The organism is Lentzea tibetensis (assembly GCF_007845675.1).
Classification (GTDB): Bacteria; Actinomycetota; Actinomycetes; order Mycobacteriales; family Pseudonocardiaceae; genus Lentzea; species Lentzea tibetensis.
The window spans coordinates 112349-125310 of sequence record NZ_VOBR01000023.1; the positions used below are offsets into that span (position 1 = coordinate 112349).

A 12962-nucleotide genomic window follows, 5' to 3' on the forward strand; every position below is an offset into this window, starting at 1 on the left:
GAATCCTTCCGGGATCAGAGACTGGTTGCTGTCGTGCAGCCGGGGCACGTGCCCCAGTAGATGACCTCGGCTTCGTCGATCGTGAAGCCGTGGTCGTCGGACGCGGTCAGGCAGGGCGTGAGGCCGACGGCGCAGTCGACGTCGGCGATGACACCGCAGGACCGGCACACGACGTGGTGGTGGTTGTCCCCGACTCGCGCCTCGTAGCGCGCCACCGAGCCCTGAGGCTCGATGCGCCGCAGCAGTCCCGCCGCGGTCAGCGCGCGCAGCACGTCGTAGACGGCCTGGTGCGACACCGCACCCAGGTCCGCCCGCACGACACCGAGGATCGAGTCCGTGTCGGCGTGCGGATGGGCGTGCACCGCGGACAGCACTGCTATCCGCGGACTCGTCACGCGCAGTGACGCTTCACGCAGCATGCGCTGGAAGTCGGAGGCCGTGGGCACGAGAGCAAGTCTGGCTCATTTTCTGGAATCAATCAAGTTACTGAGCCGTTGTGTAGTCGATCGACTACACGCGGCGCCTCAATTGGCCCGGTCGGCCCGCACCCGGTGGACCTCGGGTGGCCTTGAGCTTGACTTCGACTTAAGTGGAGGTTGCACCCTGGAGGCAGACTCGATGAAGGGGTGCGACATGGCGTTCACCGATGCCGAACTCGACTACCTGGCCGGTCAGCGGCTCGGCAGGCTGGCTACCGCTCAGCCGGACGGAACGCTCCAGGTCAACCCGGTCGGGTTCACGTACAACACGACGACCGAGACGATCGACATCGGCGGCTACAACATGGCCGCCAGCCGGAAGTTCCGCAACCTGGCGGCCAACACCCGCGTGGCGTTCGTGGTCGACGACATCGCCTCGGTCAAGCCGTGGCGCGTCCGGTGCGTGGAGATCCGCGGGACCGCTGAGGCGATCACCGCGCCGTCCGACTCGGCGTCGACGATCGACGGCGCGATCATCCGGATCCACCCCGATCGGGTGATCAGCTTCGGCCTGGAGGCCCGCTCCTCTGCGTGACGAACTCCGGTTGCGCTGGGTTATCGGCTGCAGATGCAGCCCCGCGTCACTCCCGCGGCCGTGCTGGCGGTGCAGTACCGCACGCCGAGCGCGTCGTGCTCGTTCCACGGGTGCGGGCAGGAGGCGCAGAGGACCTGTTCCTCGGCTTCGACTTCGACGGACAGCGACTCAGACGTGTGCATGGGGGTACTCCGGTGAGCGGTGTTGGAACGAGAGGATGCGCGGGTTCTGGACCGTGCCGCCGCGGATCTCGATGGCACGCCGGATGATCTCGCTGGTGTCCCACGCGCCGGTGAGCACCGGGCGCAGGTGCGGGAGCAGGGCTTCGCTGATCTCCCAGGTCGCCGAGTTCCACAGGTAGGACGGGCTGTGGTCGACCCCGTAGTACAGAACGTGGTCGCCCACCACGAACGTCGGTTCGGTGAACGTGGTGGGCCGTGCCCACTCGAAGCCCATACCGGTGTCGCAGGAGACGTCGACGACGAGCGTTCCCGAGGCCAATGTGGACAGATCGTCGTCGATGAGGAACGTCAGCGGCGCGTCGGTGTCCTGCAGCACGCAGTTGACGATGACGTCGTGCTCGGCGAGGAACTCGGCGAGTGGGACGCGACCGTCCTCTGTGAACGCTTGACTGCGCCGCGGGTCGCCGTCGTCGTGGGTGAAGTGGACCATCCGCGCGGAGTGGATCGGCGAGCCGACCGCGGTGACGCCGCGGTTGGTGAGGATGTTGACCTCGTGCACGCCGTGCGCGTTGAGCGCCGTCACGGCACCTCGTGCGGTCGCGCCGAAGCCGATCACCGCGGCGCGCAGCCGCCGGCCGTAGTCGCCGGTGGATCCGCTGAGCTGCAAGGCGTGCAGCACCGAGCAGTAGCCGGCGAGCTCGTTGTTCTTGTGGAACACGTGCAGGCCGAACGAGCCGTCGGTGGTCCAGTGGTTCATCGCCTCGAACGCGATGAGGGTCAGCCGCTGTTCGATCGCCAGCTGGGTGACCTTCTCGTCCTGGACGCAGTGCGGCCAGCCCCACAGCACCTGACCCTCGCGCAGCTCCGCGACGTCCTCGGCCAGCGGCTTGGGCAGCAGGATGACGTCGCACTCGGCGATGAGCTCCGCACGCGAGCGCAACCCCGCGACGAGCGTCGCGAGGTGCTGGTCGGAGACGCCGAAGCGCTCCCCGTAACCGCGCTCGAGGTAGATGCGCGCACGGAGGTCCGCGTCGATCCGGTCGAGGTGCAGGGGGTGGATCGGCAGCCGGAGCTCGTTCTCCTTCCGCGACCGTCCGATGACTCCGAGGCTGAGCTGGTCCACGTTCGTCCTTCGGTTCGGGGTCAACGCCACTGGGGCGCGAAGTCCTCTTCGGCGTGCACGACCATCGACTCCAGCCGCGGGCCGCCGTAGGTGGTCGCCATCGCGACGTCGGCGGCGTCCCGGCCGCGGCCGATGACGACGCGACCCTTGCGCGGTGTGTTGTTGCGCGGGTCGAAGGTCCACCAGCGGTCACCCAGCCAGACCTCCATCCACGCGGCGAAGTCCATCGGCGCGCCGTCGGGTGGCACGTCGAGGTCCGGCAGGTAGCCGAAGACGTAGCGGGCGGGGATGTTGAGCGCGCGGCAGAACGAGATCGCCAGGTGCGCGAAGTCGCGGCACACCCCGATGCCCGACGCGTTGACGTCGGCCGAGGTGGACAGCGCGGTGGAGCCGCCGTAGCTGAACCTCAGGTAGTCGTGCACGTACTGGCAGATGTGCTGCACGCGGCGGTAACCGGGCGGGTGTGAGCCGAACCGCGACCACGCCTCGTCGCCGAGCACGTCGGACAGGCAGTAGCGGCTGGCCAGCGTGTAGAGCAGCACGTCGTCCGGGAGGTCGGCGGGCACGATCTCGGGTGCCTCGTCATCGACGTCCTCGGCGCGGTCGGGCACGTCGGCCATGGCGCTGTAGTGCATTGTGGACGGACCGGCCGGCAGCACCACGCGCGTGCACGGGTTGCCGTACAGGTCGAGGTAGTGCCGCATGGGCACGTCCGGCTCGAACACCAGCCGTTCACACGTCATCTCCAGGTGCTGGCCCTCGACGGGCCGCACCTGGAACACCGTCGCCGTCGGTACCTCCGCCAGGTAGGTGAAGGAGCAGCCGATGCGCAGCAGGCGTGTGGTCAACGCACCTGCTCCGGAATGTGGTCCAGCGAGCCCAGCACGTGCACGGCGAGCGCCCGCGCTTCCTTCTTGCCGAGCCCGGAGTGCGCGGTCACCGCTTCCTGGACCAGCTTGAGCCTGCGCTCGTACGAGGACACATAGGTCGATGTCGTCATGAGATTTACCTGCCCTGTTCGGGGATTCGGCCATCAGCGGTGAGCAGGTCGTCAATGGTCTCGGTGTTGTCGCGGCCCGAGGCGCGCATCATGGTCTGGTGTGCGGCCGACGGATCGGTGTCCGACGGCACGACGAGCAGCGTGAGGCGATGTCTGTTGCCTGCCACCAGGTCCACGGTGTGCGCGGGCCGTGAGATGAACCCGTCGAGCCGGGTCTGGCGGCCGTCGTCGGCCATGCGGCGGGGTGCGGAGTTCCACTCGGTGAGGTTGTAGCTCACCCGCATGACGTCCCCCAGCCGAACTGCCAGCACCGCTAGCAACGCGGGCAGCTCGGCAACGAGGTCCCGTGAACGTGGCCACCAGGCGCCATCAACATGCCCCGTGGTGGGCGCCTTCGGTCGCAGCCGCAATCGCAGCGAGTGCCGAGGCTGCTCGTTGGCCGTACTGGCCAGAGGGGCGATGGGAACGTTGGGGGCCGACGTCATGTCGGGACTCCCGTCCCCGGCCGGAGAAAAGGCCGGTTTAGGTTTGCCGAGTACGAAACAAGCGGGACCGCTCATTTGCGAGATGTTCTCGACAACCCGAACCCTACACGCATTCAGTCATGATCGGCCGGAATGCCGCCGGACACTTTCCGGACCGGCCGGTGCCGCTCGGTCGTTGAGGGGGATTTCAGGGAGAACGCCGCCAGCAGGTCCCGCCCGAGCTGCGCGGTGCGCGGCGTGCAGACCACGTCGTAGTAGCGCGCCACCAGCTGGCTGTGCGACACGAAGCCGTGCTGCCCTCGGGTGGCCGCGTAGCGGATGGCACCCGTGACCACCGCGAACGCCACGCCCGCGCCGAGGCCGATCGCGATCGGCGCCACGCCCGGCGTGGCGGACATCATGGTCAGCAGCAGGCCCACGAACAGGCCGATCCAGGCACCGGAGGCCGCCGACGTGCCCAGCACGCGTCCCCAGGTCAGCCTGGCGGACACCCGCTCGACGAGCGTCGGTTCGACGCCGACGATCGCGAGACCGCTCACCGGGAACTCGCTCTTCGCGAGGTGGTCGACGGCTTGCTGGGCCTGCAGATAGGTGTCGTAGGAGCCGATCGGCCAGCCGTCCGGCATCCCAGTTGGCAACGGGCCGTGTGCGACAGTCATCATCTTCCGTCCTTCCATGGCCGCAAAGCCCTCTTACTCTTTCTTACCCAAAAATGGGCTGGCGAATGCCGTACCGGAAATACGCACAGCTGATTCTCAGTTCCCCGACGGCTGGAAAGTCCCCAGGTGGAGCGCGTAGGGTGTCAGGCAAGTGCCCTGGACCCCGGCGTGAAGCTTCCGACCGAGGGGCATCCCCATGGCACATCCCGATCAGGTCCTCGCCGCGGCGCCCGCATCCACGTCAGCTCGCCCCGATCCGAAGCCGTTGATCCTGCCCGGCCGGACCATGCGCGACCAGATCCTGGTCAAGATCTTCGTGTTCATCCCGTTCGCCGCGCTGATCGCGGCGGTGCCGATCGCCTGGGGCTGGGGACTCGGCTGGACCGACATCGCGCTGGCCGCCGTCTTCTACGCGGTGTCCTGCCTCGGGGTGACGGTCGGCTACCACCGGCACTTCACCCACCGCGCGTTCAAGGCCAAGCGCGGCATGCGCATCGCACTCGCGGTGGCGGGCGGCCTCGCCGCACAGGGACCGGTGATCGACTGGGTCGCCGATCACCGCAGGCACCACGCGTTCTCCGACCGGGAGGGCGACCCGCACTCGCCGTGGCTGTTCGGCACCGGACCGGTGGCGCTGGCCAAGGGGTTCTGGCACGCCCACATGGGCTGGCTGTTCGAACGCGTCAGCACCAACAACGAGCGGTTCGCCCCGGACATGCTGGCCGACCGCGACCTGCGGATCATCGACCGGCTGTTCCCGCTGTGGGTGGTGCTGACCATCGGGCTGCCCACCCTGCTGGGCGGGCTGATCACCTGGTCCTGGTGGGGCGCGCTGACCGCGTTCTTCTGGGCGGGTCTCGTGCGGGTGTCGTTCCTGCACCACGTGACGTGGTCGATCAACTCGATCTGCCACATGATCGGCGACCGGCCGTTCGCCTCGCGTGACAAGGCCGCGAACTTCTGGCCGCTGGCGATCCTGTCGGCGGGGGAGTCCTGGCACAACTCGCACCACGCCGACCCGACGTGCGCGCGGCACGGCGTGCTGCGCGGTCAGATCGACATCTCCGCCAGGGTGATCTGGATCTTCGAGAAGCTCGGCTGGGTGTCCGACGTGCGCTGGACCGACCCGGAGCGCATGGCCCGAATCTTCACCGCGGGCGTTCCTCAGCGAAGAACGAGATGACAGCCGCTCACGCCGGCCCGAGTGTCCACAGTGGTCTGACCGAGGTCAGGCGGACTTCGGTTCCTCCGGCATGTCCGCCGGCTCGAGGAACAGGTCCACGTGCGTGGGCTTGTTGTCGTTGGGCGCGCTGGAGGTCGCGACCGGCTGGGTCGCGTCCGGGTGGCTGAACAGCCCGTCCACCGGGCGTGCGTTCGTGTCGTTCATGTTTTCCGACTTTCTCCGCGTCCGATGCGTGCACAGGGCTGGTGGTGCTGGAGCCGGAACGGCTGCACGGCGCGGGGGTGCGGGGCGCTCGTTCGAGTCGACCCCTGATGCTGCTGACGGTACACCTGTCCGGTGGTCGACACCGGTCAACCCCGCAGATGTCCGAAACGGCGCTGTCGTTCCACGAGGTGGAGGTGTCCGAGGTCACCACCTTCCGGAACCAGGGCACCAGGCAGTGCGTGGACGGCAGCTGCAAAGTACGGGCGGTCCAGCGAGAAATCGCCGGGCCGGGCCACTAGGTTCGGGGCATGAGCGAGAACCCGGACATCAAGCCGCGCAGCCGCGACGTCACCGACGGACTGGAGCGCACCGCCGCGCGCGGGATGCTGCGGGCCGTCGGCATGGGCGACGACGACTGGGTGAAGCCGCAGATCGGCGTCGCGTCGTCGTGGAACGAGATCACGCCGTGCAACCTGTCGCTGGACCGGCTCGCGAAGGCGAGCAAGGACGGGGTGCACGCGGCGGGCGGGTATCCGCTGGAGTTCGGCACGATCTCGGTGTCCGACGGCATCTCGATGGGGCACGAGGGCATGCACTTCTCGCTGGTGTCGCGGGAGGTGATCGCGGACAGCGTGGAGACGGTGATGCAGGCCGAGCGGCTGGACGGCTCGGTGCTGCTCGCGGGCTGCGACAAGTCGTTGCCGGGGATGCTGATGGCCGCGGCGCGGCTCGACCTGGCCAGCGTGTTCCTCTACGCGGGGTCGATCCTGCCCGGCCGGGTCACGCTGTCGGACGGCAGTGAGCGCGAGGTGACGATCATCGACGCGTTCGAGGCCGTCGGGGCGTGCTCGAGGGGGTTGATGAGCCGGGCGGACGTCGACCTGATCGAGCGGGCGATCTGTCCCGGTGAGGGCGCGTGCGGCGGCATGTACACCGCGAACACGATGGCCAGTGCGGCCGAGGCGCTCGGGATGTCGCTGCCCGGCAGCGCGGCCCCGCCCGCGACGGACCGGCGGCGTGACGGGTTCGCGCGGAAGTCCGGGCAGGCCGTGGTCGAGATGCTGCGCAAGGGGATCACCGCGCGGCAGGTCATGACGCGCGAGGCGTTCGAGAACGCGATCGCCGTCGTGATGGCGTTCGGCGGCTCGACGAACGCCGTGCTGCACCTGCTGGCCATCGCGCACGAGGCGGAGGTCGAGCTCAGTCTGGACGACTTCACCCGCATCGGCGCGAAGGTGCCGCACCTGGCGGACGTGAAGCCGTTCGGGCGGCACGTGATGACCGACGTCGACCGCATCGGTGGCGTGCCCGTGGTGATGAAAGCGTTGCTGGACGCGGGCTTGCTCCACGGCGACTGCCTGACCGTCACCGGGCGCACGATCGCGGAGAACCTCGCCGACATCGCGCCGCCTGACCTGGACGGCACGGTGCTGCGGGCCATGGAGAAGCCGATCCACCGCACCGGTGGCATCACGATCCTGCGCGGCTCGCTGGCTCCGGAGGGTGCGGTGGTGAAGTCCGCCGGGTTCGACTCGGACGTGTTCACCGGCACCGCCAGGGTGTTCGACCGCGAGCGCGCCGCGATGGACGCGCTGGAGGACGGCACGATCACCGCGGGCGACGTCGTGGTCATCCGCTACGAGGGGCCCAAGGGCGGGCCGGGGATGCGCGAGATGCTCGCCATCACCGCGGCGATCAAGGGTGCGGGACTGGGCAAGGACGTCCTGCTGCTCACCGACGGCCGGTTCTCCGGTGGCACCACGGGTTTGTGCGTCGGCCACGTCGCGCCGGAGGCGGCGGACGGCGGGCCCATCGCGTTCGTCCGCGACGGCGACCCGATCACGCTGAACGTCGCTTCCGGCACGCTGGACGTCGCGGTCGACGACGCCGAGATGGCGGCCCGTCGCGACGGCTGGGAACCGCTGCCGCCGCGCTACCCGCGCGGTGTGCTGGCCAAGTACGCCAAGCTCGTCGGCTCGGCTTCCGGTGGCGCCGTCTGCGGCTAACGGGGGAGCACGGCCAGAGCGGTCTCGGCGATCTCGTGCAGTGAGGTCTTCCCGGCCTTGCCGAGCGCCTCGATGCCGCGCAGGACGGCCAGCAGCAGGCCGGCGAGCGCGCGCGGGTCGGCGTCCGGCGCGATGTCGCCGTGCCGCTGTGCCTGCGTCACGCACCTGGTGAGCAGGTCCTCCAGTTCCTCGAACGCCCGCCGCGCGCGGGTCGTCACGTCGGCGTCCTGGCCGGCCAGTTCGGTGGTGCCCTTGGCGAGCAGGCACCCGCGGAGGTCGCTGCCCGCGGCCACCGCGACGACGTGTGCCCGCAGCCGCTCGAAAGCCGTGGAATCGGGGCCTTCCAACGACTTGCGCACCTGGTCCACCACCTCGGTGCAGTAGCCGTCGAACACCCGCACGAACAGCTGGTGCTTGTCGCCGAACGCGCCGTAGAGGCTGCCCTTGCCGAGTCCGGTGGCCGCGAGGACGTCGTCCACGCTCGTGCCCGCGTAGCCGGTCGACCAGAACTGGTCGCGCACCGCGCGGAGAACCGTCACCTCGTCGAACTTCCTCGGCCTCGCCATGCCATCAGCATAGTTGACGAAACGGTCCAGAACTGCCTAGGTTATGGACCAATCCGTCCATAACAGTGGGAGTCGCCATGCAGGGCAAAGTCGCCGTCGTGACCGGTGGGAGCACCGGCATCGGCCGGGCCATCGCGGCCCGGTTCGTCGCCGAAGGTGCGCGCGTCGTCATCACCGGCCGCCGCAAGCCCGAGCTGGACGCCGCCGTCGAGGCCATCGGGCGTGGCGTGCGGGGCGTGCACGCCGACTCGTCCGATCTCGGCGACCTGGACGCGCTCTACCGGAGCGTTCAGGAAGAAGAAGGCCGGATCGACGTGCTCGTCGCGAACGCGGGCGGCGGCGTCGCGAACGTGCTCGGTTCCATCACGGAGGAGGAGTTCGACTCGACGTTCGGCACCAACGTCAAGGGCGTGCTGTTCACCGTGCAGAAGGCGTTGCCGCTGCTCGCGGACGGGGCGTCGGTGATCCTCACCGGCTCGACCACCTCGATCAAGGCCGAGGCGGGCATCAGCGTCTACGCGGCGAGCAAGGCGGCGGTGCGCAACCTCGCGCGCGGCTGGGTGCTCGATCTCAAGGGGCGCGACGTGCGCGTCAACGTGCTCAGCCCCGGACCGACCGACACCCCCGGCATGCGCGGACTCGCGGAGCCGGGGCAGGAGCAGGCGCTCGTCGACGCGTTCGCGGCGCGGGTGCCGCTGGGCCGCGTCGCCGATCCCGCCGAGATCGCCGGTGCCGCGGTGTTTCTCGCGTCGAACGACTCGGGCTTCGTCAACGGTGTCGAACTGTTCGTCGACGGCGGCTTCGCGCAGGTCTGACGATCACCCTGGAGTGACGGCGCCGGCGATCACCGCGGTCACGACCTTGCCGACGGCGTCCGGTGCGACGGCCTCCCCGCCGGCGAACAGCATGTGGGCGGCGCCGATCAGCGTCGGCGCGAGGGTGGTGATGTCGGCGTCCGCCTTCAGGCGGCCGAGCTCGCGTTCGGCGGTGAGGTAGCCGGCGATCGCGCCTGCCGCCTCGGCCAGCAAAGGGACGCCCTTCGACCCGGTCTGGCGGAGGCGGGCGCGCAGGTCGTCGCGGAAGATCACGAGGCTGACGATGGCCACGGCGACCGACTCGAACAGCGCCGTCAGGGCATCGGTGAGGTTGCCCGCGACGGTGCCGGTGCCCGCGGCCGCCCGCAGGGTCTCGGCCCGCGCGTCGAACCGGGCGATGCGGTCCTGCACGAGCTCGGCGAGGAACGCGTCGAAGTCCGCGAAGTGCCGGTGCAGCACGCCCTTGGCGCAGCCCGCCTCCGCGGTGACCGCGCGGCTGGTCAGCGCGCTCGGGCCGGAGCGGACCAGGATGCGCTCGGCGGCGTCGAACAGCTGCTCGCGCACGTCGCGAATGGCCACCCCTGTCGGCACTGAACCAGCCTTCCTGTTGACGAGTGGGCATGTGCCCACTCATAGTGGGCGCATGCCCACAGTACCGTCCGAGCCCCACGACCTGCGGGCCGCTGCCGAGTCGTTCGGCGCGGATCCCGAGCGCTACGACCGGTCCCGTCCCCGCTACCCGGCCGCGATGGTCGACGCGATCATCGCGGTCAGCCCCGGACGCGACGTGCTCGACGTCGGGGTCGGCACCGGCATCGCCGCGCGGCAGTTCCAGGCCGCCGGGTGCCGGGTGCTCGGTGTCGACCCCGACGCGCGGATGGCCGAGTTCGCCCGCCGCGGCGGGATCGACGTCGAGGTGGCCGCGTTCGAGACGTGGCAGACGACGCGCGTGTTCGACCTCGTCGTGTCCGGGCAGGCCTGGCACTGGGTCGACCCCGTCGCCGGTGCGGCCAAGGCGGCCGAGGTGCTGCGGCCCGGCGGCCAGATCGCCTTGTTCTGGAACGTCTTCCAGCTGCCGCCCGACCTGGTGGACGCGTGCGCCGAGGTCCACCGCCGGGTGATGCCCGGTCCGCTGGCCGAGATGGCGACCAGGCCCGCGCTCGACGGGTACTCGATGTTGTGCGACCGGGCCGCCGACGGGCTTCGGGGTGCGTTCGACGAGCCCGAGCGGTGGCGCTTCGAGTGGACCTGCGAGTACACGAAGGACGAATGGCTGGACGTGCTGCCCACGCAGGGTGGCTACTCGCAGCTGCCGCCCGCGCGGCTCGCCGAGCTGCTGGCCGGGCTCGGGGACGCGGTCGGGGACGGCTTCACCGCCGAGTACACGACCGTGCTGGTCACCGCGGAGCGTCGTGCGGGCTGAGCTGCGGCACGTCTACTGGATCGGCGGCGGCAGCGGCGGGGGCAAGTCGACCGTCGCCCGGCAGCTCGCCGCGCGGCACGGGCTGCGCGTGTACTCGACCGACCACGCGATGGCCGACCACGCGCGCCGCAGCACACCGGGGGACGCGCCGTTCCTGAACGAGTTCATGGCCATGGACATGGACGAGCGGTGGGTGCGGCGGTCGCCGGAGGTCATGCTCGAGACGTTCCACTGGTTCCGCGGCGAGTGCTTCGGCCTGATCGTCGACGACCTGCTGCGGCTGCCCGCCGGAACCCGCGTGGTCGTCGAGGGCTTCAGGTTGTTGCCGCACCTGGTGAAACCGCTGCTCGCCGAGCCGCGCAACGCGGTGTGGCTGTTGCCGACGCCCGAGTTCCGGGTGGCCGCGTTCGACCGGCGCGGCTGGCACATCCCCGGCAGGACGAGCGATCCCGCACGGGCACGGGACAACCTGCTCGAACGCGACCGGATGTTCACCGATCGGCTGGCTGAGGAGACCGCGCGCCTCGGACTGCCCGCCATCGAGGTGGAGCTGGGCGAAGAGGAGCTCGCCGAGCGGGTGGCGCGAGCGTTCGGGCTGTGAGGCCTGTTGAGAGCGGTCGTTTCGATCATGGCGGACCGGGTGCCAAGAATTTTTGTGCAGAATGTCGAAAGCGCTGTGCCCTCGTTCGACGCGGAAGCAACGGCTGATCACAGGCGTCCGGAGTGGCCGGACCCCAGCCAGGTACCACTAGGAGCGGCAATGCGGTTTCTGCTGATGCACCGGCTCGACGAGCGCCTCCCCGAGGCGTGGAACCCGAGCCAGGAGTTCATCGAGAAGATGGGCGCCTTCATCCAGGACTCGATCGACAAGGGCATCCTGATCACCGGCGAAGGTGTCCACCCGTCCGAGAAGGGGGCGAAGGTGCGCAAGGCCCGCGGCAGCGGGATCACCTCGACGGACGGGCCGTTCACCGAGGCCAAGGAGGTCATCGGCGGCTTCGCGTTGATCAACGCCGAGGACAAGGCCGCGGCCGTCGAGTTCGCCAAACTGTACGCCGAGCTGTTCGACGAGATCGAGGTCGAGGTGCGCCAGGTCGTCGAGTTCGAGGACCTGCCCTCCTGACACCGGACGGGGGTCGGTCCGCCCAGCGGACCGGCCTGGTTCCGCTGGGCGGACCAACCGCGGTGAATATGAGGATTCTTCGCTAACGAAGTGCTGGGGTGTGGCGACCCCCAGTACGGACAAGATCAATGCGAAGGAGCTTCCATGCGTTTCCCCGTCGCCACGGCAGCGGTCGCCCTGGTGCTCGCCACCCTCCCCGTCACGGCGCAGGCCGCGCCCTCCGGTTGCGTGTGGACACCCACCGCTTTGCCCATGCACGACGGCATCAAGCGCGAGCGGGTCGTCGGGATGTCCCCGGACGGGTCCGTCGCGGTCGGTGACGGCACCGAGGACGGCACGTTGGAGACCCGGCTCCGCGGCCTGCTGTGGTTCGGGTCCACCCTGGTGGAGATGCCGAACGGTGGCTGGGGCGACACCGTCGACAACGGACCGAACGACGTGAACAACTCCGGCGTCGTGGCCGGCTACACCTACGACAACGACAACGGCCTGTCACGGCCGTACCGGTACCGCGACGGTCACTACGAGTGGCTCCCGGTGCCCGCCGGGCTCGACGGCATCGCGACCGACATCAACGAGGCCGGTGACATCGCGGGCTGGCTGCTCGACAGCAGGGGCGTCACGTCGACGATCCTGTGGCGCGCCGGGCAGCCCTCCGTGATCATCGGCGCGGGCCAGCCGATCGGTCTCGACGACGCGGGTCGCGTCGTCACGGACCAGGGGCTGATCTGGTCCCCCGACGGTTCGACGCGCACCATCAAGCAGCGTCGTGACGCCAAGCCGCGGAAGTACGCGAACGGCCGCGTCATCGGGCAGACCCGTGCCGGCCGTGAAGAGCTCGTCGAGTGGAACCTCGACGGCGTCGTCACGCGCGTCCTGCCGGGCGGCCGCCTCGCGGAGGGGATCAACGGGAGCGGCGTGGTCGCGGGCTCGTACCAGGAGCCGGGCGGGAAGTCGGGCTGGGCGATCTGGAGCGGTGGCTCGGTGCAGTTCATCGACGGCTACGCGGGCGGGATCACCGAGAACGGCATCGCGTTCGGCGAGAACGTGATCGCGGGCGTGTCCCGTGCGGTGGTCTTCCACTGCCGCTGACCGGCCGAACCCTTGCCGGGGGACCAACCCCGGCAAGGGTTTTCCCTTGTTGTGACCGAGGGGAGCCCGCTGACAGCCTCGGTTCAG

18 protein-coding genes are annotated in these 12962 nt (G+C 69.6%); 8 read left to right on the forward strand and 10 right to left on the reverse strand.

Annotation, left to right across the window (positions count from 1 at the left end):
* Nucleotides 1–14 precede the first annotated feature (14 nt).
* Entirely contained in the window at nt 15–446 is a 432-nt protein-coding gene (locus tag FKR81_RS30525) for a Fur family transcriptional regulator (RefSeq protein ID WP_146357116.1), read from the reverse strand.
* A gap of 187 nt (nt 447–633) precedes the next feature.
* Here FKR81_RS30525 and FKR81_RS30530 point away from each other — a divergent pair, with 187 nt between their 5' ends.
* Entirely contained in the window at nt 634–1014 is a 381-nt protein-coding gene (locus FKR81_RS30530; RefSeq protein ID WP_146357118.1) for a PPOX class F420-dependent oxidoreductase, read from the forward strand.
* A gap of 20 nt (nt 1015–1034) precedes the next feature.
* On the opposite strand, the gene FKR81_RS43835 is transcribed toward FKR81_RS30530, so the two are convergent.
* The 6 genes from FKR81_RS43835 to FKR81_RS30550 are packed head-to-tail and all read right to left on the reverse strand — an operon-like array spanning nt 1035 to nt 4466.
* Nucleotides 1035–1196, reverse strand: a complete 162-nt coding sequence (locus FKR81_RS43835) for an RGCVC family protein (protein WP_186763255.1) — start codon at nt 1194–1196, stop codon at nt 1035–1037.
* A complete protein-coding gene (locus tag FKR81_RS30535; protein ID WP_146357120.1) occupies nt 1183–2319 on the reverse strand; it encodes a N(5)-(carboxyethyl)ornithine synthase in 1137 nt (378 codons plus the stop codon). The genes FKR81_RS43835 and FKR81_RS30535 overlap by 14 nt, the downstream gene beginning before the upstream one ends.
* Before the next feature lie 20 nt (nt 2320–2339).
* Entirely contained in the window at nt 2340–3167 is an 828-nt protein-coding gene (locus FKR81_RS30540) for a transglutaminase-like domain-containing protein (protein ID WP_222598455.1), read from the reverse strand.
* Nucleotides 3164–3319, reverse strand: coding sequence for a DUF6307 family protein (locus FKR81_RS43840; RefSeq protein WP_186763256.1), 156 nt, complete (start codon nt 3317–3319; stop codon nt 3164–3166). Before FKR81_RS43840 ends, FKR81_RS30540 begins: the two co-directional genes overlap by 4 nt.
* Nucleotides 3320–3324: 5 nt before the next feature.
* Nucleotides 3325–3879, reverse strand: coding sequence for a DUF5994 family protein (locus FKR81_RS30545; RefSeq protein ID WP_328593170.1), 555 nt, complete (start codon nt 3877–3879; stop codon nt 3325–3327).
* 38 nt (nt 3880–3917) lie between these two features.
* Nucleotides 3918–4466, reverse strand: a complete 549-nt coding sequence (locus FKR81_RS30550; protein ID WP_235921854.1) for a general stress protein — start codon at nt 4464–4466, stop codon at nt 3918–3920.
* Between the two features lie 193 nt (nt 4467–4659).
* Between FKR81_RS30550 and FKR81_RS30555 the strand changes: the two genes are divergently transcribed.
* Complete coding sequence (locus tag FKR81_RS30555; protein ID WP_146357126.1) at nt 4660–5646, forward strand: acyl-CoA desaturase; 987 nt, start codon at nt 4660–4662, stop codon at nt 5644–5646.
* A 45-nt stretch (nt 5647–5691) separates the two neighbouring features.
* Here the strand turns inward: FKR81_RS30555 and FKR81_RS43845 are convergent, their stop codons facing one another.
* Entirely contained in the window at nt 5692–5850 is a 159-nt protein-coding gene (locus tag FKR81_RS43845) for a hypothetical protein (RefSeq protein ID WP_186763257.1), read from the reverse strand.
* A 308-nt stretch (nt 5851–6158) separates the two neighbouring features.
* Here FKR81_RS43845 and ilvD point away from each other — a divergent pair, with 308 nt between their 5' ends.
* Nucleotides 6159–7856, forward strand: coding sequence for a dihydroxy-acid dehydratase (ilvD, locus tag FKR81_RS30560; RefSeq protein WP_146357128.1), 1698 nt, complete (start codon nt 6159–6161; stop codon nt 7854–7856).
* Here the strand turns inward: ilvD and FKR81_RS30565 are convergent.
* Entirely contained in the window at nt 7853–8422 is a 570-nt protein-coding gene (locus FKR81_RS30565; RefSeq protein ID WP_146357130.1) for a TetR/AcrR family transcriptional regulator, read from the reverse strand. The genes ilvD and FKR81_RS30565 overlap by 4 nt on opposite strands.
* Before the next feature lie 77 nt (nt 8423–8499).
* On the opposite strand from FKR81_RS30565, the gene FKR81_RS30570 reads away from it, so the two are divergent.
* On the forward strand, nt 8500–9237 hold the full coding sequence (locus tag FKR81_RS30570) for an SDR family NAD(P)-dependent oxidoreductase (RefSeq protein ID WP_146357132.1): 738 nt from the start codon (nt 8500–8502) through the stop codon (nt 9235–9237).
* A 3-nt stretch (nt 9238–9240) separates the two neighbouring features.
* Here the strand turns inward: FKR81_RS30570 and FKR81_RS30575 are convergent, their stop codons facing one another.
* Entirely contained in the window at nt 9241–9828 is a 588-nt protein-coding gene (locus FKR81_RS30575) for a TetR/AcrR family transcriptional regulator (RefSeq protein WP_146357134.1), read from the reverse strand.
* A 52-nt stretch (nt 9829–9880) separates the two neighbouring features.
* Here FKR81_RS30575 and FKR81_RS30580 point away from each other — a divergent pair, with 52 nt between their 5' ends.
* The 4 genes from FKR81_RS30580 to FKR81_RS30595 all read left to right on the forward strand — a co-directional run bounded on the left by FKR81_RS30580 (nt 9881) and on the right by FKR81_RS30595 (nt 12875).
* Nucleotides 9881–10660, forward strand: coding sequence for a class I SAM-dependent methyltransferase (locus FKR81_RS30580; RefSeq protein ID WP_146357136.1), 780 nt, complete (start codon nt 9881–9883; stop codon nt 10658–10660).
* Complete coding sequence (locus tag FKR81_RS30585; protein WP_146357138.1) at nt 10650–11261, forward strand: hypothetical protein; 612 nt, start codon at nt 10650–10652, stop codon at nt 11259–11261. Before FKR81_RS30580 ends, FKR81_RS30585 begins: the two co-directional genes overlap by 11 nt.
* 159 nt (nt 11262–11420) lie before the next feature.
* The gene (locus FKR81_RS30590) at nt 11421–11783 is read left to right on the forward strand and encodes a YciI family protein (RefSeq protein WP_146357140.1); all 363 of its coding nucleotides are present in this window, start codon (nt 11421–11423) and stop codon (nt 11781–11783) included.
* A gap of 144 nt (nt 11784–11927) precedes the next feature.
* Complete coding sequence (locus FKR81_RS30595; RefSeq protein ID WP_146357142.1) at nt 11928–12875, forward strand: hypothetical protein; 948 nt, start codon at nt 11928–11930, stop codon at nt 12873–12875.
* The last annotated feature ends 87 nt before the right edge of the window (nt 12876–12962 follow it).